This window comes from Pedococcus sp. 2YAF34 (assembly GCF_052114585.1).
Lineage (GTDB): Bacteria > Actinomycetota > Actinomycetes > Actinomycetales > Dermatophilaceae > Pedococcus.
This window is the reverse complement of sequence record NZ_JBFRFA010000020.1, coordinates 45,496-68,254: the sequence shown is the minus strand read 5'-3', so window position 1 is coordinate 68,254 and position 22,759 is coordinate 45,496. Positions and strand designations below refer to the sequence as shown.

The window sequence follows — 22,759 nt, the reverse complement described above, 5'->3', positions numbered from 1 at the left end:
AGTCCGGGACTTCGGCGCAGACGGAATCACTCGATGCGCAGCGCCGCCAGGACGCGGTTGATCGAGCTGGTGACGCCGAACTCGCTGGCCACCCGACTCATGAGGACGGGGTCGGCCACCTCCGTCGGCAGGGACATGTCGACCGCTGGCACCGGCGCGTCGGGTGCCACCTGCACCACCTTCGGCGCGACGTCGAGGTAGGCGGCGCCGGCCTCCAGGCGGGTCCGCTGCGCGCCCTTGATCTCGGGGTCCCCACCGTCGACGGCCGCGCGCAGGGCGACCAGCGACCCGTACTTCTCGATGAGCTTGGCCGCCGTCTTCTCGCCGATGCCGGCCACGCCGGGCAGCCCGTCGCTGGTGTCGCCGCGCAGGACCGCCATGTCGGCGTAGGCCGGGCCGCTCGCGACCGCGTACTTGGTGCGCAGGAACGCCTCGTCGACCAGGTCGGGGTCGCGCACGCCACCGCGCGCGGTGTAGATGACCCGGACCGGGCCGGCGTCGTCGACGAGCTGGAACAGGTCGCGGTCACCGGTGACGACGTCCACGGCCATGTCCGCCTTGTGGCGCGCCGTGAGGGTGCCGATGACGTCGTCGGCCTCGAAGCCGTCGGCGCCGAGCCGGGGGAGCCCGAGCGCCTCGAGGACGTCACGGATGACGGGCACCTGCGGGGTGAGGTCGTCCGGCGACTCCTCCTCGACGAGCGACCCGTCGACCAGCCGGTGGGCCTTGTAGGTCGGGATCGCGTCCACCCGGAACTGCGGGCGCCAGTCGTTGTCCCAGCAGGCCACGAAGTGGGTCGGCTGGTGGGTCGTGATGAGCGACGCCACCATGTCGAGGAACCCGCGGATCGCGTTGGTGGGCGGCTCGCCCGGGTCCTTGCGCTGGTCAGGCACGCCGAAGAACGCCCGGAAGTACAGGGACGCGGAGTCGAGCAGCATCAGGCGCCCGGTGGGCTCGGAAGTCATGTGCCCATGCTGCCAGCACAGGGGTGTGCCGCTCAGTAGGCTGTCGGGCGTGGAAGACCTCGATCGACGCATCGTCTCCCTGCTGCGCTCCGACGGCCGCATGAGCTACACCGACCTGGGCAAGGCGATGGGGCTGTCGACCTCGGCCGTGCACCAGCGGGTGCGCCGCCTCGAGGAGCGCGGGGTGCTCAAGGGGTATGCCGCGGTCGTCGACTACGCCGAGCTCGGCCTGCCGCTCACGGCGTTCATCTCCATCACGCCCCTCGACCCGGCGGCCCCCGACGACATCCCCGACCGGCTGCGCGACGTCAGCGAGATCGAGGCGTGCCACTCGGTGGCGGGCGAGGAGAACTACATCCTCAAGGCCAGGGTGCGCACCCCCGGCGACCTCGAGGTGCTGCTCGCCAGGATCCGCGCCGTGGCCAACGTGGCCACCCGCACCACCGTGGTGCTCTCCACCCCCTGGGAGTAGAGCTGCCGCGCCGGTGGGCCGCTGGCCTCACCGCGGCTGGCCAGCCGGTCAGGAGGCGCCGGAGGCCGAGGTGCCGTCGAGCTCGGCGAGGGTGAGCACCACGAGCGAGGCGGTCCAGACCAGCGGCGCCGGCCCGGCCGGGCGCCCGGTCCTGGTGACCTTCTCCGGCAAGGAGCCGTGTGCCGTCCGGTGCGCGTCCAGCCACGCGAGCCGCAGGCCGGCTGCGTGCCATTGGCCGCCGGCAGCGTCCGACAGAGCCACCAGGGCGGTCTGGGGGGTCCACGAGGCACCGCCCGGCTTGAGCCACTGCACTCCCGGGGCGACACCGCCGGCCGGTTGCGAGGCCTCCCGCTGGTAGTGCGCCCGCGCCTTCTCCACCGCCCGCACCATGCCGGCGGGGAGGTCGTCCTCGGCGGTGAACGGCGGCAGCAGCACCACGAGCGAGGCGTCCAGGCCCCCGTCGTCACCGAACCGCTCGTAGCCCGGTCCCATGCCGCGCTCGACCGTCGTGGCCAGACTGGCGACGGTGGCGTGCGTCCGGCTCGACGCCTCGAGGTCTCCCGTGGCGGCGTAGTCGCGGCCGGCCGCCGCCAGGCCTGCCAGCATCGGCGCCACAGTGCCCAGGGACGTGCGGGTGACCGGCACCTCCCAGTAGTCGGGCGAGGGTGGAGGCAGCCGTCGGCCACCGTCCACGAGCCCGGTCAGGGTCCGCACGCACCGATCACGCAGCTCGGATGCCGACGGCGGCACGCCCGCGTCGTCGTCGCGGCGGACCTCCGCGATGGCCCACAGCACCCACCCGCAGCCGTCGGACTGCCGCGGGCGGTCGGTCAGCGGGCTGCCGTCCATGGCGTACCTGGCCTGGAACCCCACGGCCGGGTCGAACTCGAGCCGCGCCAGGCGGTCGAGCACGGACGCCGCGTCGCTGGGGTGGCCGCTGCGGCTGAGCGCGACCGCCGCGAACGAGCCGTCTCTGGGCCAGAAGTGGTCCCACGGGCCACCCGGGCCGGCCGAGACGGTCCCGTTCGCCTCGAGGTGGGCGTGGACGTCGACGAGCGCCCACCGGGCCATGTCCTGCCACGGCGTCCCGGAGCCCGGGACGGTGCCCGAGGCGAGCCAGCGCAGGTCGGCGGCCTCCTGGCCGTTGTCCGCGTAGGCGGGCTGCGCGCGGTACCCGGGAGCGGTGATGAGCTGTTCCTCCGGCGGCATGGCCCGTGGGCCGGCCGCGGCGCCGGCCACCAGCGCGGCCACGCCGAGCAGCACCGGCACCACGAAGCGTCGTCTCACCCGCACCCTCTCGCTCGCCGGTCCGGCGGACCCGATCCCTTCCGGCCACCGTAGATCGGGCCGGGCCCGGATCGGGGCGAGTCGCCGACATTTCCCGCCGGCGTCCACCGGGTGGGCGCGGGACGGCCATCGGCGACCCGGCGGCTCGGCGCTCAGCGGGCGATCGGGGCCAGGGAGGCGCCGGTGGCGGCGACGAGGTCGTCGGGGGACAGGGAGAGGTCCAGCCCGCGCCGGCCGCCGGAGACGTAGACGACGTCGAAGGCCGTGGCGCCCCGGTCGAGGACCGTGGGGAGCCGCTTCTTCTGGCCGATGGGAGAGATGCCGCCGACGACGTATCCGGTGCTGCGCTCCGCCGCCACCGGGTCTGCCATCGACACCTTCTTCACACCCAGGGCCGTCGCGAGCGCCTTGAGGTCGAGGCTGCGGTCGACCGGCACGATGCCGACTGCCAGGCCGCGATCGGCCTCCACGAGCAGGGTCTTGAACACCTGGCCGGGTGGCACCGACAGCGCGGCCGCGGCCTCCAGTCCGTAGGAGGCCGCGGCCGGGTCGTGCTCGTAGGGGTGGATGCCGAAGCGCACACCGAGGCGCGTCAGCGCCGTGGTGGCAGGGGTGCCGGCCGAGCGGTCACGTCGGGATCCCATGCGGTACGCGGTGGGCGCGGGGTGACCGAGGTGGGCAGGCGGGTCAGCGCTGCTCGACGCGCTGGACGAGCTTCCACGCGGCAGGCAGCAGCCCGGCGGCGACCGCGATCTTGATCGCGTCGCCGAGCAGGAACGGCACGACGCCCTTGGCCAGGCCGGTGGACAGGTCCATGCCGGTGGCGGCCATGAGGTAGGGCAGCCCGACGGCGTAGATGACGACGTTGCCGAGGACCATGAGGCCGGCTGTCCGCACGACCGTGCGGTCGGCACCGCGCTGGGCCAGCCAGCCCACGAGGGCGCCGGCCGCGACGAACCCGATGATGTAGCCGAACGACGGGAAGCCGTAGCCGCTGGCGTGGCCGGCGAACCACGGCACCCCGGCCATGCCGGCAGCCATGTAGAGGCCGACGCTGAGCAGCCCGCGGACGGAGCCGAGCGCGGCACCGGTGAGCAGCGCGGCGAAGGTGCCGAGGGTCAGCGGGACCGGCGTGAACGACAGCGGGATGGCGAACTGGGCGAGCAGGCCGACGAAGGCGGCGCCGCCGAGGACGAGGACGGCGTCACGGACGAGACCGCCCGGGATGACGTCGGCGAGGACACGCTTGCGGGGGAGGGCGATGGCAGTCACGGGAGCAACCTAGCGAAGCCCCGAGCCGCCGCACACCGACGTCTCACGTCGACCACGTCACACGGCCCCCTCACACCAGGGCGGTGTCGCGCTCGGCCGCCTCACGGCTCGCGGCGGCGCGTTCGACGGCGACGGCGTGGGCCGTCTCGTGGTCACCCTGCTCACGCCACCACTGCTGCCCGGCCTCGGGGAGGGTGTAGATCGGGTCGTAGTAGACGTAGTCGCGCGACAGCGCGTCGGTGTCGGCCCCCTCGATGGAGGTGCGGTAGTTCTTTCGCCAGAACGACATCCCGCGCTCGGTGTCGTAGCTGTCGACCTGGTGCACCCAGCGCTTGCCGACGTAGGGGACGTCGCAGACGATGCGCGGCGTCGCGAACCCGGGCAGGTAGCCCATCATCGAGTGCTGCAGGTGCTGGGCCTCCGCGAGCGAGAGCCGCCAGTGCTCGCTGAACGGGATCATGTCGCACATGTAGAAGTAGTACGGCGTGATCATGGCGTCGTCCTGCAGGGCGAAGCAGAGGTCGAGCAGCTGCTCGACGGAGTCGTTGACCCCGCGCATGAGGACGCCCTGGTTGCGCACGTCGCGGACGCCCGCCTGCAGCATCGCCTTCGCGGCGTCGGCGACCAGCGGCGTGACCGACTGGGCGCTGTTGACGTGGGTGTGGATGGCGAGCGAGACACCGCGCGAGCGGGCCTTCGCCGACACGCGCGCGACCCCCTCGACGACGTCGTCCTGCAGCCAGTGCTGCGGCAGGCCCATGAGCGCCTTGGTGGCGAGCCGGATGTCGCGGACGTTCTCGACGTCCAGCAGCTTGTCCAGGAACCCCTCGAGGTTCTTCCACGGCATGTTGGCCACGTCGCCGCCCGAGACGACGACGTCGCGCACCTGCGGGGTGCGCTGCAGGTAGTCGAGCATCGCGGCATACCGGTCGACCGGCTTGCCGGTGAGCTTGAGCTTGTCGATGACGGCGGTGGAGTTGCCGACGAGGTCCATGCGCGTGCAGTGGCCGCAGTACTGCGGGCAGGTCGGCAGCATCTCGGCGAGGACCTTGGTGGGGTAGCGGTGCGTCAGGCCCTCGACGGCCCACATGTCGTGCTCGTGCAGGCTGTCGCGGGTGGCGTGCGGGTGGCTCGGCCAGTCGGTGCGACGGTCGGAGAACACCGGGAGCATGTAGCGGCGGACCGGGTCGGCGTAGAACGCGCGGGTGAACTCGACACCGGCTGCAGGCATCCGGCCGTCGGCCCAGGTCATCTCACTGACCATGGTGTTCATCATCTGCGGCGGCACGAGCATCGACATCGTGGCGCGCTCGGCCTGGTCGCGCTCGAGGTCGGCGTAGAACGCGTCGGTGAGCAGGTCGCCCATGAGCTCGCGGAGCTGCTTGAGGTTCTTGACGCAGTGGGCGCGCTGCCACTGGGCGCTGGCCCAGTCCTGGGCCGTGACGTCCCGCCACCCGGGGAAGCGGGTCCAGTCGGGCTCGACCAGCTCGCGGTGGCGGTAGACGTAGGGCTGCTCGATCGCGGTGCTCATACGTGGCAGGATACGGGACAGGTTGCGTCGATCGGGAACCTTCGCCGCAAGATCTTCACCTCGTGTCGCTATAGCTGGGAGATTCTGTGCCTCACACCCCCTCGTCGCCGGTCGGCCTCCACCGCGTCCTCGAGCCCGCCGGAGCGACGCTGCCGCAGGCGGCGCAGCGCCTCGACGCCCGTCCGGAGCTGTGGCCCGACGAGGTGCGCATCGCGGTCGAGACCCTCAACCTCGACGCGGCCTCCTTCCGCCAGCTGTCGGAGAAGCACGGCGGCGACGGTGAGGCGGTGCGCGCCGAGGTGCTCGACATCGTCGCCACCCGAGGCAAGATGCAGAACCCCGTGACCGGCTCGGGCGGCATGCTCATCGGCACCGTCGAGGAGGTCGGGCCGCAGTCCCCGCTGGGCCTGTCGGTCGGCGACCGGGTGGCCACGCTGGTCTCGCTGTCGCTCACGCCGCTCGTCCTCACCGACGGCCTCGCCCGCTGGGACGGCCGCTCCGAGCGCGTGCCAGCACAGGGGCACGCGGTCCTGTTCGGCCGCTCCATCGCCGCGCAGCTCCCCGACGACCTCAGCCCCGACCTCGCGCTGATGGTGATGGACGTGTGCGGCGCCCCCGCCCTCGTGCACCGCGTCGTTGCCGAGTACGCCGCCCGCGGGCACGCCCCGACCGTGGCCGTCCTCGGTGGTGCCGGGAAGTCGGGCTCCCTCTCGCTGGCAGCCGCGGCCGAGGCGGGCGCCGCCCACCGCATCGCGGTGGTGCCCGTCGAGCGGGAGGCCGAGCTGCTGCGGGACACCGGCCTGGCCGAGGAGGTCGTGGTCGCCGACGCGCGCAGCCCGCTGGGCCTGTCCGAGGCCGTGGCCGCTGCGGGTGGGCCGGCGGACGTCACCGTCGTCTGCGTCGACGTGCCCGGCTGCGAGCAGCCCGCCATCCTGTCCACCGCCCAGGGCGGCACCATCATCTTCTTCTCGATGGCCACGAGCTTCGCCGCGGCGGCGCTCGGTGCGGAGGGCGTCGCCGCCGACGTCCGCATGCTCGTCGGCAACGGCTACGTGCCCGGCCACGCGGCGTACGCCCTGGACCTGCTGCGCCGGGACGCGGTCGTCCGCGGCCTGTTCGAGGGGCGCCTCGAGGAGCAACCGGTCCGGTAGGGACCAACTTCCCTGCGCGACCCCGTCGGACATGGTGCGATCGGGGGTATGCGCCCAGACCCGGCTCCCACCGCACCCTCCGCGATCGCGTACGCACCGGACGACCTCGACCTCGACCTGCGGTGGTGGGCGGCGGCCAACTACCTCACCGTCGGCCAGATCTACCTGCGCGAGAACGCGCTGCTGCGCGAACCGCTGCGGCTGGAGCACACCAAGCCGCGGCTGCTCGGCCACTGGGGGACCAGTCCCGGCCTGTCCATGGTCTACACGCTGCTCAACCGCGTCATCCGCGCCACCGACAGCGACTGGCTCTACGTCACCGGCCCCGGGCACGGCGGGCCCGCGCTGGTCGCGGCGGCGTGGCTCGAGGGGACCTACACCGAGGTGTACCCCCACATCGGCGACGACGCGGCCGGGGTGCGCGACCTGTTCCGGCAGTTCTCCTCGCCCGGCGGGGTGCCCAGCCACGTCAGCGTCCAGACGCCGGGCAGCATCCACGAGGGCGGTGAGCTCGGCTACGCCCTCGTGCACGCGGCGGGGGCGGCGTTCGACCACCCCGACCTGACTGTCGCCTGCGTCGTCGGGGACGGCGAGGCCGAGACGGGGCCGCTCAGCGCCTCGTGGCGGCTGCCGACGTTCCTCAACCCCCGGCGCGACGGGGCGGTCCTGCCGATCCTGCACCTCAATGGCTACAAGATCGCCGGGCCCACCGTCCTCGGCCGCACGGACGACGCAGATGTCGAGGCCTACCTGATGAGCCAGGGCTGGGACCCCGTCACGGTGTCCGGCGACGACCCGCGGGAGGTCTTCCCCGCCCTGCTCGACGCGCTGCTCGACGCCCACAGCCGCATCCGCGAGCTGCAGGTCACCGCCCGCGGGGCCGGCGCCCCGGCCGAGCCCGTCCGGCACCGGTGGCCGGCCATCGTCCTGCGCACACCCAAGGGCTGGACCGGTCCGGCCGTCGTCGACGGCGTCCAGGTGGAGGGCACCAACCGCGCCCACCAGGTCCCGCTCTCCGGCCTCGCCGACCACCCGGAGCACCTGCGGATGCTCGAGGAGTGGATGCGCTCCTATCGGTCCGAGGAGCTGTTCGACGACGAGGGCCGCCTCGTCCCCGAGCTGCGCGACCTGGCTCCCGAGGGCGACCGGCGCATGTCCGCGACGCCGTACGCCAACGGCGGCCGGCTGCGGACCCCGCTGCCCATGCCCGAGCTCGCGGCGTACGAGGTGGCGGTGGAGCCCTCGGGCCGCGGCCGGGACCTCGTCGAGAACACCATCACCACGGGCCGGCTGCTGCGCGACCTGTACGCCGCGACGGCCCGCCCCGACGGTGGCGGCACCTTCCGGCTGTTCTCCCCGGACGAGACCGCGAGCAACCGGCTGCAGCCGGTGTTCGAGGTCACCGACCGGTGCTTCATGGGACCGCTGCGCGACACCGACGACGACCTCGGCCCCGACGGCCGTGTCATGGAGGTGCTGAGCGAGCACCTGTGCCAGGGCTGGCTCGAGGGCTACCTGCTGTCGGGGCGGCACGGGATGTTCGCGACGTACGAGGCGTTCGCCATGGTGTCGGCGTCGATGGCGGTGCAGCACGTCAAGTGGCTGCAGCACGCCCAGGAACTGCCGTGGCGGGACTCGGTGTCCTCGCTCAACATCCTGTTGACCTCGACCTGCTGGCGCAACGACCACAACGGGTTCTCCCACCAGGGTCCCGGGCTCATCGACTGCCTGCTGCCGTTGGCTCCCGGGGTGGTCCGCGTCTTCCTGCCACCGGACGCCAACACCGCGCTGTGGATCAGCGAGCACTGCCTGTCCGGCACCGACCACGTCAACCTCATCGTCGTCGACAAGCAGAAGCACCTGCAGTACCTCTCCCTCGAGGAGGCCGCCCGGGCATGCTCGGCCGGTGCCTCCATGTGGGAGTGGGCCAGCACCTGCGGCCCGGACGACGACCCCGACATCGTGCTGGCCTGCGCCGGCGACGTGCCGACGCAGGAGGCGCTCGCGGCCGCCGAGCTGCTGCGCGACCACGTGCCCGACCTCAAGGTGCGGTTCGTCAACGTCATCGACCTGATGACGCTGATCCCCGAGAACGACCACCCCAACGGGTTCTCCGACAGCCACTTCGAGGACGTGTTCACCCCGGAGCGGCACGTCGTGTTCGCGTTCCACGGCTATCCGCGCGCCGTCCACCAGCTCATCCACGGCCGGGCCAACCCGGGGCGTTTCCACGTCCGCGGGTTCAGCGAGCAGGGCACGACGACGACGCCGTTCGACATGGTGGTGCTCAACAAGATGAGCCGCTTCCACCTCGCCAAGGAGGTGCTGCGACGGGCACGCACCAGGCCCGCGGGATGGCGCGAGCTCAAGGACCTGTGCGACCAGCGGCTCGCCGAGCACGAGACCCACATCCGCGAGCACCTGGAGGACCTGCCGGACATCGCGGGCTGGACCTGGAGCGGACCGTCCGACCACCGACCGTCCGACCCCGGACCTTCCGACCGGGCGGCGTCGGACGAGTCGTCCCGGTAGTTTCAGCCCCGTGGCCACGAGCATCTACATCGCCGGCACCGAGGCGCAGTCCGGCAAGTCGGCGGTGGCGGTCGGCCTGCTCGACCAGCTGAGCCGCCGGGCCGGGAGGGTCGGGGTGTTCCGGCCCATCGTGCGCGCCGGTGCGCCCGACGAGCTGGTCCGGACCCTGCTGGCGCAGCTTCCGGGCGACCTCACCATCGAGCAGGCGTGCGGCGTCACGTACGACGAGCTGCACGCCTCGCCCGACCACGCCATGGGCCTCATCGTGGACCGGTTCCACGAGGTGGCGCGTGACCACGACGTGGTGCTGGTCGTCGGCTCCGACTTCACCGACGTGTCGGCACCCACCGAGTTCTCGGTCAACGCCGCGGTGGCGGCGAACCTCGGCTCACGGCTGCTGCTCGTGGTTCCCGCCGCCGACCACGACCCGGCGCAGGTCGCCACCGCCGCCGAGATGGCCGTCGTGGCGGCCCGGGAGGCCCACGCCCACGTGACCGGCGTCGTGGCCAACCGGGTGGACCCGGCGCGCGTGGAGCAGGTGACCGCTGCGGTGTCGGCGCTGGTCGGGGTCCCGGTGCAGTCCCTGCCCGACACCCCGCTGCTCCGGGCGCCTACCGTCAAGGACCTCATGGACGCCTGCGCGGGCCGCCTCGTGCACGGTGACACCGGCTGGCTCGACCGGGAGTGCACGGGGCTGGTCGTCGCCGCCATGACCATGCCGCACGTCCTCGACCGGCTCCTCGACGGGGGAGTGGTGATCGTCCCCGGTGACCGCGAGGACGTCCTGCTCGGTGTCCTGCTCGCGCACCGGTCCAAGACCTTCCCGACGTTGTCCGGGATCGTCCTCAACGGCGGGTTCCCCCTCACCCCGCAGGTCGAGCGGCTGATCGAGGGGCTCGACGTCGTCCTGCCGGTCATCGCCACCGACGGCGGCACGATGACCACGGCCACGAGGCTGGGTGCGGCGCGCGGTCGGCTCACGCCCGACTCGACGCGCAAGCTCGAGGCGGCGGTCGCCATGGTGGAGCGCGGCCTGGACGCCGAGGCGCTGCTCGGACCGGTCGCCACGACGGGCGAGGGCACCGTGACCCCGCTGATGTTCGAGCACCGGCTCGTCGACGAGGCACGGCTGTCCGGGGCGCACATCGTGCTGCCGGAGGGCGCGGAGGACCGGATCCTGCTGGCTGCCGACACCGTGCTGGCCCGCGGGATCGCCAAGCTCACGCTGCTCGGCGACGAGGAGACCGTCCGCGCCAACGCCGGGCTTCTCGGCGTCGACATCACGGGGGCGGACGTCGTGGACCCCGGCACGAGCGACCTGCGCGAGGGGTTCGCCGCGGAGTACGCGCAGCTGCGGGCCCACAAGGGCGTGACCCTCGACCAGGCACGCGACCGGGTCGCCGACCCCTCCTACTTCGGCACGATGATGGTGCACCAGGGCCTGGCCGACGGCATGGTTGCCGGCTGCGTCACCACGACGGCCCACACGATCCGCCCCGCCCTCGAGGTGGTGCGCACGGCCCCGGGGGTCTCGGTCGTCTCCAGCGTGTTCCTCATGTGCCTCGCCGACCGCGTGCTCGTCTACGGCGACTGCGCGGTCAACCCCGACCCCACCGCCGAGCAGCTCGCCGACATCGCGATCTCCTCGGCCCGCACCGCGGAGCAGTTCGGCATCGAGCCGCGGGTGGCGATGCTGTCCTACTCGACGGGGGAGTCGGGGTCGGGCGCCGACGTCGACAAGGTGCGGGCCGCCACCGCTCTGGTCCACGAGCGGGAACCGGGCCTGCCCGTCGAGGGCCCCATCCAGTACGACGCGGCGGTGGACCTGGGCGTGGCCGCGACCAAGCTCAAGGACAGCCCGGTGGCCGGGCGCGCCACGGTGCTCGTCTTCCCCGACCTCAACACCGGCAACAACACCTACAAGGCTGTGCAGCGCAGCGCCTCGGCCGTCGCCATCGGCCCCGTGCTGCAGGGGCTCAACCGCCCGGTCAACGACCTGTCCCGGGGAGCCCTGGTGCGCGACATCGTCAACACCATCGCCATCACGGCCATCCAGGCCGGCGCCTGATGGCGAGCCGCACCGTCCTGGTCGTCAACGCCGGGTCCTCGTCGCTGAAGTACGAGGTGGTCGACGCCGTCACGGGACGCACCGCCGCGTCCGGGATGGTCGACCGCATCGGCGGAGCGGGTCGGCTGCGGCACCAGACCGGGGACGACACCCATGAGCGCGACGTCACCTGTCGCGACCACGGCGAGGCCCTCGGTGCGGCGAGGGAGGCGCTGCGCGAGCACGGCCCGGACCTGTCCGGGGCGGGCTTGTACGCGGTGGGCCACCGCGTGGTGCACGGCGGACCACGGTTCAGCGCGCCGGTCGTGGTCGACGACGACGTGGTCGAGGCGATCCGCTCGCTCGTGCCGCTGGCCCCGCTGCACAACCCGGCCAACCTCGAGGGCATCCTCAGCGCGCGGGAGTCCTTCCCCGGCGTCCCGCAGGTAGCAGTCTTCGACACGGCCTTCCACCAGACGCTGCCCAGGGAGGCCCACACGTACGCGGTGCCCGCCGAGTGGCGCGAGCAGCACCGCGTGCGCCGCTACGGCTTCCACGGCACCTCCCACCGCTACGTCTCCCAGCGCACCGCCGAGCTGCTCGGGCGCGCACCCGAGGACTGCGCGGTCATCGTGCTCCACCTCGGCAACGGCGCCAGCGCCTGCGCGGTGAAGGCCGGCCGCAGCATCGACACCTCGATGGGGCTGTCCCCGCTCGAGGGCCTGGTCATGGGCACCCGGTCCGGGGACGTCGATCCTGCCCTGGGCGCGTACCTGGCGCGGGTCGCCGACCTGGACGCGAGGTCCTACGACGAGGCCCTCAACTTCCGCAGCGGCCTCCTCGGCCTGGCGGGTGTGTCCGACCTGCGTGAGCTCGAGCAGCGGCGGGCCAGCGGCGACGACGCCGCTGCGCTCGCCTTCGACGTCATGACCTACCGGCTGCGCAAGTACGTCGGCGCGTACGCCGTGGCGCTCGGAGGCGTGGACGCCATCGCGTTCACGGGTGGGATCGGGGAGAACAGCGCGCCGGTGCGCGCCGCGGTGCTCGACGGCCTCGGAGCCCTCGGGGTGGAGCTGGACCCTGAGGCGAACGAGGACGGCGAGCCTGAGCGGCGGGTGACCGCCGTGACCAGCCGGGTGCCCGCGTGGGTGGTGCCGACCCGTGAGGAGCTGGAGATCGCCCGCGCGTGCCTGTCCGTCCTCGGCGACGAGAGGGCGAAGGCCGACGCATAGGGTGCTCGCGTGAGCACTCTCTACCGCGGCGGCTTCGTCTACTCACCCATCGACCCCTTCGCCAACGCGATGGTCGTCGACGACGCGACGGGCACGATCGCCTGGATCGGTGGCGACGACGCGGCCGCGGTCCACGGCGACGCGGTGGACCGCGTCGTCGAGCTCGACGGGGCCCTGGTGACGCCGGCCTTCGTCGACGCCCACGCCCACCTGTCGCAGACGGGCGCGGGTCTGCGCGGCGTCGACGTCGCCACCACGCGCAGCGCCGCCGAGGCGCTGTCGCGCATCGAGGACGCCGGACGTCGCCAGCAGGGACGCCCGGTCTACGCCCCCAACTGGGACGAGGGCCTGTGGGCCGAGCGACGCGCGATGACCGCGGCCGAGCTCGACCGGGCGACCTACGGTGGTGTCGTCTACTCGCCCCGCGTCGACGGCCACTCCGCCGTCATCTCCTCGGCGCTCGCGGCCGCGTGCGGTGCCCGTGACCTCCCCGGCTGGAAGGGGGAGGGGCTGGTCACCCGCGAGGCCCACCACGCGGCGCGCGAGGCGTTCAACCAGGCGGTGACGCCCGCCCAGCGCCGCGCCGACATCGACCTCGCGCTGCGCACCGCGGCGGCAGCGGGCATCGGCCTCGTCCACGAGAACGGCGGCCCCGTCGTCTCCAGCGCCGACGACTTCGCCGACGTCCTGGCGGCAGGGGAGGGCGGTGACGTGCCGCAGACCCTGGGCTACTGGGCCGAGCTCGTGGCCGACGAGCAGCAGGCGCGCGACGTCGCGACCCTGCACGGCGCTCGCGGCCTGGCGGGCGACCTCAACGTCGACGGCTCCATCGGCTCGCGGACCGCCCACCTGCGGTCCGGGTACGCCGACGCGCCCGGTCACACGGGCAACCCCTACCTGTCCGTCGCCGAGGTCCGCGACCACGTGGCGGCCTGCTCGCTCGCGGGGCTGCAGGCCGGGTTCCACGTGATCGGCGACGCCGGCGTGGACACCGTGGTCGAGGGGTTCGAGGCCGCAGCCGAGCTGGTCGGCGCGCCCGTCGTCGCCCGGTCCCGGCACCGCCTCGAGCACCTCGAGATGGTCGACCGCCGCGCCATCGAGCGCCTGGTCGCCCTCGGTGTCGGGGCCAGCGTCCAGCCTGCCTTCGACGCCCTGTGGGGCGGGTCCGACGCGATGTACGCCGCGCGGCTAGGCGCCGAGCGCGTCGTCGGGGAGGCGCCGATGAACCCGTTCGCCTCCATGCTCGCCGCCGGGATGACCGTCGCGCTGGGCTCCGACACCCCCGTGACGCCGTTCGCACCGTGGGAGGCCGTGCGCGCCTGCATCGAGCACCACGACGAGCGCCAGCGGATCTCCGCCCGCTCGGCGTTCCTCGCCCACACCCGGGGCGGCTGGCGCGCTGCGGGGCTCGACGACCGCGGCTACCTCCACCTCGGCCTGCCTGCCACGTTCGCGGTCTGGAAGGTCGGCGACCTCGTCGTGCAGGCCCCGGACGACCGCATCCAGACGTGGAGCACCGACCCGCGGTCGGGCACTCCGGGACTGCCCGACCTGTCGCCCGGTGCCCCCGCCCCCGAGTGCCTGCGCACCGTGGTCCGCGGCCGCACCGTCTTCGACGCGGGCGCCCTAGCCGCCTGACACCGGCGATCCCTACCGCTCCGCGGGGCGCGAAGCGACACAATTCGGGCCATGCGCGTGATCCGGGGGGAGCAGCGGACACAGGAGGGTGTGAGCAGACACCCAGACAGTGACCTCGACGGTCACCCACCCGCCGCCCCCGACGACAGCCCACACCGCCGCCAGCTCGACGAGCAGCTCAGCGCCCTGTTCCGGCAGCACGCGCCCCGCGTCCGCGCCTACGCCCGGCGCCACGTGGAGCCCAGCCAGTGCGACGACGTCGTCTCCGAGACCTTCCTCGTCGCGTGGCGCCGGCCCGAGCAGGTGCCCGACGAACCCCTGCCCTGGCTGCTGGTGGTGGCCCGCAACGTCATCGCCAACCAGCGCCGTACGGCCCGTCGCGCCGACCAGGTCTGGTTCGCCGCGGTGCGGCAGGGCTGGACGTCCACCGCCCCGTCCGCGGACGAGGCCGTCCACGAGCGCGACAGCGTCCTGCGGGCCCTCGAGCAGTGCACCCGCGCGGAGCGTGAGGCGCTCCTGCTCACCGCGTGGGACGGGCTGCCGCCCGCCGAGGCAGCTGCCGTCGCCGGCTGCTCGGTGCGGGCCTTCACCGTCCGGCTCCACCGGGCCCGCGCCCGGCTGCGTGCCGCGCACGCCGCCGAGGCCGCGCCGGGCTCGGCACCCTCCACCCCTTCGCCGTCGGGGGAGCCGGCGCGTACCCCGCACCTCACCCGTGCCGCACTCGCCCAGGAGATCTCATGAAGACGCTCGACCAGCTGCCCGACCGGACCCTCCACCCGCGTGACCCGTTCGCGCTGCTCGTGGCCGCCCGTCCCACCGACGACGACCTCACCGACGACTGGGGCCCTGCAGACGTCGAGGACACCCTGGCCTCCACCCGCCGCCGCGCGGACGCGCAGCACACCTCGGCAGGGCGCGCCGTCGCCCTCGTACCCCGCCGGTCCCGCCGCCGGTGGGTCGCCCTGGGTGCCGCGGCCGCCGTCGCGACGCTTGCGGTCGCCGGCGGCACCGCCGTGCTCGCGCCCGGTACGGCGCTGCCCCGCGCTGACGCCGTGGAGCAGCTCGCCAGCACCGCAGCCGTGGCTCCCACCCTGGTGGTCGGGCCGGGACAGTACCTCCACCAGGTGGTCACCTTCACCCAGGCGCACCGCGACGCCCAGACCCCGGCCGTCGACTCCACGTCGGAGAGCTGGGTCGACGCCGACGGGACCGCGTGGCGGCGCGACACCTCCCGGGTCGAGCCGGTGGGCACCACCTACGAGCGCATCCCGGCGAGCGACCTCGGCGACGACCCCTTCATGGGCACCCAGCCCGCCGACTACCAGCAGTGGCCCTCCGACCCCGCCGGGCTGCGGGCCTTCTTCGACGCCCACCTCCGCAGCGACGGCCCCAACTCCCTCGACCCGAGCCAGGCGATCTTCGAGGACTGCAGCGACCGGTTCGCCCAGGGCATGACCCCGCCGGCCCTCAACGCCGCCATGATCCGGCTCCTCGGGAGCCTGCCGCAGGTCACGACCTCGAGGGTCCGGTTCGCGGGCCACGACGCGGTGGAGCTGGAGTACCGCGGCGCCTACGTCGATGCCGTCTACTTCGACGCCGCCACCGCCCGCTACCTGGGGGAGACGGACTCCGGGAACCGGACCGAGGTGACCGTGCAGCCGACCGTGGTCGACTCCGTCCCCGCGGTGGTGCGCGCCAGGGCGAAGACCCAGGTGAACGAGGACGCGCCCGACTCTGTCGGAAGCCCCTGACGAGAGCCCCTGAAGAGAACCTGGCGGGAGCCCGACTCATAGACCCACAGGATTTCCGGCCAACTGGGGGGTTGGCCGGAAATCCTGTGCCCCGCTGCTAGATTTGCGCCGTGTCCTCCCGTGCCAAGCCCCTGCTGGACCTCGATCCGGCCACCGTCCGCCAAGCCCGCGCCCTCGCGCGCAAGGCGGGCCGCCCCGTCGTCAAGCTGGCCCAGAGCCACACGACCGTCTCGGTGGAGCGGGCCACCCTGCGCCTGGCCGGTCTCGCCGGCGCCGACCACGAGCGCGTGCCGTGGGTCAACCACCTCGTCGACGCGGTCCGCGCGGAGGTCGGTCTCGAGCACGGGGTCACGACGCCGGTCTACGACGCGCTGCGCAGGGGAGAGGCCCCCGACCTGCTGACCCTCGCGCAGAAGGCTGCCAGCGGCTCGGTGCAGTTCCGCCTGCCCGTGGGCCGTGAGGCCACCCGCGCCCAGTCGCTCGCGCGGCGCGAGGTGAGCCGCGGCATACGCACCATCGACAAGCAGCGGGCCAACCGCGACCGGCTCGTCAAGCGCCACGGCGACCCCGAGCAGCGGCCCTGGATCTACCTCATCGTGGCCACCGGCGACATCTACGAGGACATCCCCCAGGCGCAGAACGCCGCCCGGGAGGGAGCCGACATCATCGCCGTGATCCGCTCCACCGGGCAGTCGCTGCTCGACTACGTGCCCGAGGGCGCCACCCGCGAGGGGTACGCGGGCACGTACGCCACGCAGGAGAACTTCCGGCTCATGCGCGCGGCCCTGGACGAGACGTCCAAGGAGCTCGGCCGCTACATCCGGCTCACCAACTACGCCTCCGGCCTCTGCATGCCGGAGATCGCGACGCTGGCCGGGCTCGAGCGGCTCGACATGATGCTCAACGACTCGATGTACGGCATCCTCTTCCGCGACATCAACCCGATCCGCACCTTCGTCGACCAGCGGTTCAGCCGCCAGATCCACGCCCGGGCGGGGATCATCATCAACACCGGCGAGGACAACTACCTCACCACCGCCGACGCCGTCGAGGCCGCGCACACGGTCACCGTGAGCCAGCTGCTCAACGAGTACTTCGCCAAGGAGGCCGGCCTCGAGGACTGGCAGCTCGGCCTCGGGCACGCGTTCGAGATCAACCCCGACCTGCCCGACAGCTTCCGGATGGAGCTCGCGCACGCGCTGCTGGCGCGCCAGCTCTTCCCCAAGGCGCCGCTGAAGTGGATGCCGCCGACCAAGCACATGACGGGCGACGTGTTCCGCGGCTACCTGCTCGACGGGTTCTTCAACCTCGTCGGCGCCATGACCGGCCAGGGCATCCTGCTGGTCGGCATGATGACCGAGGCCGTCGTGACGCCGTTCCTGTCCGACCGCGACCTGGCGCTGCAGAACGTCCGCTACGTCCTCAACGCGGCCGGCGGCCTGACCGAGGACTTCCACCCACCGCGCGACGGGTTCATCCAGACCCGCGCCCGCCAGGTGCTCGGCGAGGCGGTCGACCTGCTCGACGCGATCGTCCACGACAGCGACACCGCCGGTGACCCGCCGCTGCTCGCGGCGATCGCCGACGGCACCTTCGGGCTGATGAAGCGGCCCGCCGACCGCGGCAAGGGCCTGGACGGGGTGGTGGTCCGTGCCGACGGCTACGACAACCCGGCCACGACGATGCTCGAGGAGGGGAGCGACCGATGAGCGCGTCCACCACCGACAGCGCGATGCCGCTCGAGCCGGTGCCCGGCCCCGGAGCCAGGTCCGGCAGGGCCACGCCCGACATCGTCCGCCCCTACGGCGACACCACCGGCGACGGCATGGTGCAGGTCTCCTTCACCCTCCCGGTCCCGCACGACAAGCGCGCCGAGGGGGCCGCCCTGCAGCTCGCGGCGAAGATGGGCCTGGAGCCGGCGCTGCTGGTGCACGCCAAGGCGATGGGCCCCGACTTCACCTTCTTCGTGGTCTACGGCAGCGTCAAGCACCTCGTCGACCTGCGCGAGGTCACCGTCGTCGAACGCGAGTTCCCGCTGCTCACCCCGACCGAGGTCAACAAGGCCATCAAGTCCCGCCTGCGTCGCAAGCTCGTCGTCGTCGGCGCCTGCATCGGCACCGACGCCCACACCGTCGGCATCGACGCCATCCTCAACATCAAGGGGTTCGCGGGGGAGAAGGGCCTGGAGTACTACCGCGAGGTCAAGGTCGTGAACCTCGGCGCGCAGGTCCTCGTGCCCGAGCTCGTGGAGCGGGCGCGGGCCGAGAAGGCCGACGCCGTGATGGTGAGCCAGGTCGTGACCCAGCGCGACGCCCACATCCACAACACCACGACGATGAGCGCCGCCTTCCGCGAGGCGTACCCGGCCGGGCAGGTGCCGCTGCTCGTCGTCGGCGGCCCCCGCTTCGAGGAGGGCTCCGCCGACAGGCTCGGCGTGGACCGGATCTTCGGCCGCGGCACCACCCCGGGCGAGGTGGCCAGCTACCTCGTCCACGCCCTGGCCCCGCCGCGGGTCACCACGCCCTCGACGAAGGAGAAGGCATGACCACCACCGCCACGGTCGGGCGCACCGTCACCCACCGGCGCTACGTCCCCTACAGCCACGCGCACTACGCCGGCAACCTCGTCGACGGCGCCTACTCCCTGGCAGCGTTCGGCGACGTCGCCACCGAGATGTGCATCCTCACCGACGGTGACGAAGGGCTGTTCGCGTCCTACTCCGACGTCCAGTTCAAGGCGCCGGTCCGCGCCGGCGACGTGATCGAGATCAGTGCCACGCTGGTCCGGGTCGGTAGCCGCAGCCGCGAGATGGACTTCGAGGTCCGGGTCGTGGGGCGCGGTGCGCCCGAGCGCGGAGAGTCCAGCGCCGACGTGCTGGAGCCGGCGCTGGTGGCCACCACCGCGCGGGGCGTCGTCGTGGTCCCCGCTCCTGCCGTCGAGAGCTGACACGTCCCTCGGCGTGTCGTTCGCGACACGCCGGAGGCCGTGACGATCGCCAACCGCTGCAACGGAATTCGCCGGAGCACGAACTTGGCCCCATACCTCTCGCGCGCCCGGGCCGATAGCGTGAAACCGTCATGGACGACGCCTTGACAGGGCGCTCCGCGGCGACGGTAAGTTGGCCCACGGCCGTCACACCGAGTGGCCGCCCGGGGAGGGGACCCAGACCGGACACGACGTACTGCCGGTGACTAGCGCGCGCAGCCACCGTTGACCAGCAGCGACGTCGATCCCTACTGGTGCCTCCCGCCCGAGGCGGTGGTGGACGGCGTCCGGCCCGCGCGCTCAGTAGACAACAGCGGGATGTCGACACCCGGTCGACCTCCTGCTGGTCCCAACGGCGGCGCGGGCCGCGGCGTGTCCTACCGTGGTTGCGTGACGACGCCATCCCGCCCGCCGCGACCGGGCCTGCGGTCCGGCGCCGTCCTCCTCCCGGCCCTGGTCTCCGGGCTCCTCACCGCCCTCGCCTTCCCGACGCAGGACATCTGGTGGACGGCGCCGCTCGGCGTGGCCCTGCTGTCGGCCGCCACCTTCGGCGCCAGGCCGCGACTGGCCGCCCTGGGCGGCCTCGCGCACGGCCTCGGCTTCTTCCTGCCGACCCTGTCCTGGACCGGCATCTACGTGGGCGCCCTGCCCTGGGTGGCCCTGGCCGTCCTGGAGTCGCTCTACGTCGCGGCCATGTGCCTGGTCGTGGCCTGGCTGCAGCGACCCCTGCTCGCCACCCGGCTGCGTCCCCTCGCGTACGCCGCCGTGCCCCTGGGGTGGGTGCTGCAGGAGGATGCCCGCGGCGCCACGCCCTTCGGGGGTTTCCCGTGGGTGCGCCTGGCGTTCAGCCAGGCCGACAGCCCGCTGGCGCCGTTCGCCCGGTTCGGGGGAGCACCCGGCCTGACGTTCGCCGTGGCATGCCTCGGCGTGCTCGTGCACGTCGCCTTCCGCGCGGCGGCCCGGGGGGCGGTGGGGCGCCTGCGTCGGGTGCCGGCGACCACGCTGCCCGCCGCGCCCCGGGTCCTTGCCCCGGTCCTGGTCGTCCTGGCCCTCGCGCCGCTCGTGCTGGCCGTGACCACGACACCCCCCACCGGTGGCCGCAAGGTCTCGGTCCTGTTCGTGCAGGGCAACGTGCCCAAGGCCGGCCTGGACTTCAACGCCGAGCGGCGCAAGGTCCTCGACAACCACGTGCAGGGCACCCTGGCTGCGGCGGCCCGTAACGGCGCGCCGCCGACCCTGGTCGTCTGGCCCGAGAACTCCTCCGACATCGACCCGTTCGACAACCTCGACGCGGCCGCGGACATCCGGCTCGCCGTGGAGACCATCAAGGCGCCCATCCTGCTCGGGGCCGTGCTCGACGGCCCCGCGCCCTTCGTCTCCAACGCCAGCCTCCTCTACACCCCCGGGGGCGGCGAGCCGGGCCGCTACGTCAAGCAGCACCCGGTGCCCTTCGCGGAGTACATCCCCTTCCGCAGCTTCTTCCGCAACTTCAGCGACAAGGTCGACCTGGTGGCGCGTGACTTCACCAGGGGCGACCGGCCGGGCGGGTTCGAGGTGCCCGTCGCAGGCCAGGACCCGTACTGGGTGATCCCCACCATCTGCTTCGAGGTCGCCTACGACGGGCTCATGCGCGACTCCACGCTGCAGCCCGGGCGCGGCGCGAGCATCCTCGCCGTGCAGACCAACAACGCGACGTTCGGCTACACCGCGGAGTCCGAGCAGCAGTTCGCCATCAGCCGGATCCGCGCCATCGAGCACGGCCGGTCGGTCGTGCACGTCTCGACGGTCGGGGTGAGCGGCTTCATCAACCCCGACGGAACGTACGTCGACAAGACCTCGTTGTTCACCCCAGCGGCCCGGTACGGGTCGCCGGTGGTCCGGACCGAGGTCACCGTCGCCGACCGGCTCGGCAACCTGCCCGAGTACGTCGCCGGGCTGGCCGCCGTGCTGCTGCTGGCGGTGGGTCAGTGGTCCCGTCGGCGGACCGCTAGGGTCGAGGCCGCCGCCACCGGCCCGACGGGGCCGGCGAAGACACGAAGGGAAGGCGTCGTTGTCTGACCAGATCGACCGGGTGCTCGTGTGCATCCCGACGTACAACGAGCGGGAGAACCTCCCGCTGGTCGTGCGCCGCATCCGTGCCGCCGTCCCTGGCGCCGACATCCTCGTCCTCGACGACAGCTCACCGGACGGCACCGGTGACGTCGCCGACGAGCTCGCCGCCGGCGACCCCCAGGTCCACGTGCTGCACCGCCCCGCGAAGCAGGGCCTCGGCATGGCCTACCTGGCGGGGTTCCGCTGGGGTCTCGACCGCGGCTACGACGCCCTCGTCGAGATGGACGCCGACGGTTCCCACCAGCCCGAGCAGCTGCACCGCCTCCTGGACGCCCTGGCCGGTGCCGACCTCGTCATCGGCTCCCGGTGGGTCCGTGGCGGCTCGGTGGTCAACTGGCCGCTGCACCGCAAGGCGCTCAGCGTCGGGGGCAACCTCTACACCCGGGCCCTGCTCGGGATGCCCGTCCACGACGCGACCGCCGGCTTCCGCGCCTACCGCGCCGAGGCCCTGCGGACCATGGGGCTGGAGCGGGTCGCCTCGCAGGGGTACTGCTTCCAGGTCGACCTGACCCGGCGCGCGGTCCGGCTGGGCCTGCGCGTCGTCGAGGTGCCCATCACGTTCGTCGAGCGTGTGATCGGCGACTCCAAGATGAGCGGCGACATCATGCGCGAGTCCCTGCAGCGCATCACCGTCTGGGGTGTGCACCACCGTGCCGACCAGCTCCGTGGCCTGTCGCAGCGCCGGGAACCGACGTGGCACGAGCTGTAGGAGGGCCTCCTCCCGCGCGGCGCCGCCGGCCGCACTGGCTGGCCGTGGTGTTCGTGCTGCTGCTGGTCGTGCCGGTCCTGGAGATCGCCACCATCATCGCCGTCGGCAAGGTCATCGGCGGCTGGCAGACCCTCGCACTCCTCCTGCTGGAGTCTGCGCTGGGCGCCTGGCTGGTCCGCCGAGAAGGGGCGCGCGCCTGGTCTGCGCTCACCTCCGCCCTCAACACCGGACGGATGCCGAGCCGTGAGCTCGCCGACGCGGCCCTGGTGCTGGTCGGCGGGACCCTGCTGCTCGCCCCGGGCTTCCTCACCGACGTCGTCGGCTTCTTCTTCATCCTGCCCGTGACCCGGCCCATCGCGCGGACCCTGCTCGAGACGGTGGTCGCGCGGCGGCTGCTGGGGGGTGTGTTCGGCGGCCGTCGGGGTGGCCCGGGCGGGAGGGGTCGTGGGCCCGGCGGCCCAGGTGGCCCGGGCGGACCCGACATCATCGAGGGCGAGGTCCTCTAGCCCGGCGCACGCGACGAGACGGCCACCTCCAGCAGGAGGTGGCCGTCTCGCGGTGGTGCCGTGGTCAGGCGGTGCGCTTGCGCCGCGGCTTCTCGCCACGCGACTCGCGCAGGAGCGTCAGCCGCTCCTCCAGGAGCTCCTCGAGCTCGGGGATGGAGCGCCGCTCGAGCAGCATGTCCCAGTGCGTGCGGACGTGCTTGACCTGCTTGGCCTCGGGCTCCGGGCCGTCGACCAGCCGGGCCTCCTCGCCGCAGCGGCACTCCCAGGTGGGAGGGATCTCCGCCTCGATCGAGAAGGGCAGCTCAGTACGGTGCCCCAGCGGGCACACGTACGCGGTGATCTGTCGTTCGCTCGGGACGACGTGGTCGTCGGTCTCGAGGCTGTGCGAAACCATTCGGCTACCGCGAAGGGTGCGTTCTGCCATGGTGGTTCTCCCAACGTGCGTGGTTTCCCAGCCCGCTCGGGTGGGGGCTCGGATTCGCTAGGCATAACGCCATCGACCCGTGCAATGTTCCGACGTCCGGCGTGGCGCGCCCGTTGGCGGCCTGTGACGCGGATCACATCGCTCA

20 protein-coding genes are annotated in these 22,759 nt (G+C 73.0%); 14 read left to right on the top strand and 6 right to left on the bottom strand.

Annotated features, from left to right (window positions below):
- Nucleotides 1-26: 26 nt before the first annotated feature.
- Nucleotides 27-965, bottom strand: coding sequence for a 5'-3' exonuclease (locus tag AB4Z02_RS12120; protein ID WP_056885131.1), 939 nt, complete (start codon nucleotides 963-965; stop codon nucleotides 27-29).
- Nucleotides 966-1,014: 49 nt separating this feature from the next.
- Here AB4Z02_RS12120 and AB4Z02_RS12115 point away from each other — a divergent pair, with 49 nt between their 5' ends.
- On the top strand, nucleotides 1,015-1,437 hold the full coding sequence (locus tag AB4Z02_RS12115; protein ID WP_056885130.1) for an Lrp/AsnC family transcriptional regulator: 423 nt from the start codon (nucleotides 1,015-1,017) through the stop codon (nucleotides 1,435-1,437).
- A gap of 48 nt (nucleotides 1,438-1,485) precedes the next feature.
- Here the strand turns inward: AB4Z02_RS12115 and AB4Z02_RS12110 are convergent, their stop codons facing one another.
- The 4 genes from AB4Z02_RS12110 to AB4Z02_RS12095 form a co-directional block, all read right to left on the bottom strand.
- Nucleotides 1,486-2,724 (bottom strand): glycoside hydrolase family 15, encoded by a 1,239-nt coding sequence (locus AB4Z02_RS12110; protein WP_441971232.1) that lies wholly within the window; start codon nucleotides 2,722-2,724, stop codon nucleotides 1,486-1,488.
- A 152-nt stretch (nucleotides 2,725-2,876) separates the two neighbouring features.
- Nucleotides 2,877-3,368, bottom strand: a complete 492-nt coding sequence (gene ybaK / locus AB4Z02_RS12105) for a Cys-tRNA(Pro) deacylase (protein WP_056885128.1) — start codon at nucleotides 3,366-3,368, stop codon at nucleotides 2,877-2,879.
- A 43-nt stretch (nucleotides 3,369-3,411) separates the two neighbouring features.
- Nucleotides 3,412-3,996, bottom strand: a complete 585-nt coding sequence (locus tag AB4Z02_RS12100) for a biotin transporter BioY (protein ID WP_056885127.1) — start codon at nucleotides 3,994-3,996, stop codon at nucleotides 3,412-3,414.
- Nucleotides 3,997-4,066: 70 nt separating this feature from the next.
- Nucleotides 4,067-5,527: a KamA family radical SAM protein gene (locus AB4Z02_RS12095; RefSeq protein WP_441971231.1), complete on the bottom strand. Its 1,461-nt coding sequence runs from the start codon at nucleotides 5,525-5,527 to the stop codon at nucleotides 4,067-4,069.
- Between the two features lie 86 nt (nucleotides 5,528-5,613).
- Here AB4Z02_RS12095 and AB4Z02_RS12090 point away from each other — a divergent pair, with 86 nt between their 5' ends.
- From AB4Z02_RS12090 to AB4Z02_RS12030, 13 genes are all read left to right on the top strand, one after another.
- Entirely contained in the window at nucleotides 5,614-6,678 is a 1,065-nt protein-coding gene (locus AB4Z02_RS12090; protein WP_056885125.1) for a hypothetical protein, read from the top strand.
- 48 nt (nucleotides 6,679-6,726) lie between these two features.
- A complete protein-coding gene (locus tag AB4Z02_RS12085; RefSeq protein WP_441971229.1) occupies nucleotides 6,727-9,210 on the top strand; it encodes a phosphoketolase family protein in 2,484 nt (827 codons plus the stop codon).
- A gap of 10 nt (nucleotides 9,211-9,220) precedes the next feature.
- Nucleotides 9,221-11,278, top strand: coding sequence for a phosphate acetyltransferase (pta, locus tag AB4Z02_RS12080; protein ID WP_441971228.1), 2,058 nt, complete (start codon nucleotides 9,221-9,223; stop codon nucleotides 11,276-11,278).
- Nucleotides 11,278-12,489, top strand: coding sequence for an acetate/propionate family kinase (locus tag AB4Z02_RS12075; protein WP_441971226.1), 1,212 nt, complete (start codon nucleotides 11,278-11,280; stop codon nucleotides 12,487-12,489). The genes pta and AB4Z02_RS12075 overlap by 1 nt, the downstream gene beginning before the upstream one ends.
- A gap of 9 nt (nucleotides 12,490-12,498) precedes the next feature.
- Nucleotides 12,499-14,127, top strand: coding sequence for an amidohydrolase (locus tag AB4Z02_RS12070; protein WP_441971224.1), 1,629 nt, complete (start codon nucleotides 12,499-12,501; stop codon nucleotides 14,125-14,127).
- Between the two features lie 90 nt (nucleotides 14,128-14,217).
- On the top strand, nucleotides 14,218-14,868 hold the full coding sequence (locus AB4Z02_RS12065; RefSeq protein WP_441971223.1) for an RNA polymerase sigma factor: 651 nt from the start codon (nucleotides 14,218-14,220) through the stop codon (nucleotides 14,866-14,868).
- Nucleotides 14,865-15,878, top strand: a complete 1,014-nt coding sequence (locus AB4Z02_RS12060; RefSeq protein ID WP_441971221.1) for a hypothetical protein — start codon at nucleotides 14,865-14,867, stop codon at nucleotides 15,876-15,878. The genes AB4Z02_RS12065 and AB4Z02_RS12060 overlap by 4 nt, the downstream gene beginning before the upstream one ends.
- 110 nt (nucleotides 15,879-15,988) lie before the next feature.
- Complete coding sequence (locus AB4Z02_RS12055) at nucleotides 15,989-17,587, top strand: lysine 5,6-aminomutase subunit alpha (protein WP_056885119.1); 1,599 nt, start codon at nucleotides 15,989-15,991, stop codon at nucleotides 17,585-17,587.
- The gene (locus AB4Z02_RS12050) at nucleotides 17,584-18,423 is read left to right on the top strand and encodes an OAM dimerization domain-containing protein (protein WP_200949329.1); all 840 of its coding nucleotides are present in this window, start codon (nucleotides 17,584-17,586) and stop codon (nucleotides 18,421-18,423) included. The genes AB4Z02_RS12055 and AB4Z02_RS12050 overlap by 4 nt, the downstream gene beginning before the upstream one ends.
- The gene (locus tag AB4Z02_RS12045) at nucleotides 18,420-18,824 is read left to right on the top strand and encodes a hotdog domain-containing protein (protein ID WP_056885118.1); all 405 of its coding nucleotides are present in this window, start codon (nucleotides 18,420-18,422) and stop codon (nucleotides 18,822-18,824) included. Before AB4Z02_RS12050 ends, AB4Z02_RS12045 begins: the two co-directional genes overlap by 4 nt.
- 429 nt (nucleotides 18,825-19,253) lie before the next feature.
- Nucleotides 19,254-20,921, top strand: a complete 1,668-nt coding sequence (lnt, locus tag AB4Z02_RS12040) for an apolipoprotein N-acyltransferase (RefSeq protein WP_441971218.1) — start codon at nucleotides 19,254-19,256, stop codon at nucleotides 20,919-20,921.
- Nucleotides 20,914-21,684, top strand: a complete 771-nt coding sequence (locus AB4Z02_RS12035) for a polyprenol monophosphomannose synthase (protein ID WP_441971216.1) — start codon at nucleotides 20,914-20,916, stop codon at nucleotides 21,682-21,684. Before lnt ends, AB4Z02_RS12035 begins: the two co-directional genes overlap by 8 nt.
- A 44-nt stretch (nucleotides 21,685-21,728) precedes the next feature.
- Nucleotides 21,729-22,190 (top strand): FxsA family protein, encoded by a 462-nt coding sequence (locus AB4Z02_RS12030; RefSeq protein ID WP_304437987.1) that lies wholly within the window; start codon nucleotides 21,729-21,731, stop codon nucleotides 22,188-22,190.
- A gap of 64 nt (nucleotides 22,191-22,254) precedes the next feature.
- Here AB4Z02_RS12030 and AB4Z02_RS12025 read toward each other — a convergent pair whose 3' ends face one another.
- Complete coding sequence (locus AB4Z02_RS12025; protein ID WP_056885115.1) at nucleotides 22,255-22,614, bottom strand: RNA polymerase-binding protein RbpA; 360 nt, start codon at nucleotides 22,612-22,614, stop codon at nucleotides 22,255-22,257.
- Between the last annotated feature and the right edge of the window lie 145 nt (nucleotides 22,615-22,759).

Excerpts from the sequence above, each read along its gene's own strand:
- AB4Z02_RS12045 (WP_056885118.1), top strand. The coding sequence starts at position 18,420 with ATGACCACCACCGCCACGGTCGGGCGCACCGTCACCCACCGGCGCTAC.
- ybaK (WP_056885128.1), bottom strand. The coding sequence starts at position 3,368 with ATGGGATCCCGACGTGACCGCTCGGCCGGCACCCCTGCCACCACGGCG.
- AB4Z02_RS12025 (WP_056885115.1), bottom strand. The coding sequence starts at position 22,614 with ATGGCAGAACGCACCCTTCGCGGTAGCCGAATGGTTTCGCACAGCCTC.
- AB4Z02_RS12050 (WP_200949329.1), top strand. The coding sequence starts at position 17,584 with ATGAGCGCGTCCACCACCGACAGCGCGATGCCGCTCGAGCCGGTGCCC.
- AB4Z02_RS12060 (WP_441971221.1), top strand. The coding sequence starts at position 14,865 with ATGAAGACGCTCGACCAGCTGCCCGACCGGACCCTCCACCCGCGTGAC.
- AB4Z02_RS12075 (WP_441971226.1), top strand. The coding sequence starts at position 11,278 with ATGGCGAGCCGCACCGTCCTGGTCGTCAACGCCGGGTCCTCGTCGCTG.
- AB4Z02_RS12085 (WP_441971229.1), top strand. The coding sequence starts at position 6,727 with ATGCGCCCAGACCCGGCTCCCACCGCACCCTCCGCGATCGCGTACGCA.
- AB4Z02_RS12120 (WP_056885131.1), bottom strand. The coding sequence starts at position 965 with ATGACTTCCGAGCCCACCGGGCGCCTGATGCTGCTCGACTCCGCGTCC.
- AB4Z02_RS12095 (WP_441971231.1), bottom strand. The coding sequence starts at position 5,527 with ATGAGCACCGCGATCGAGCAGCCCTACGTCTACCGCCACCGCGAGCTG.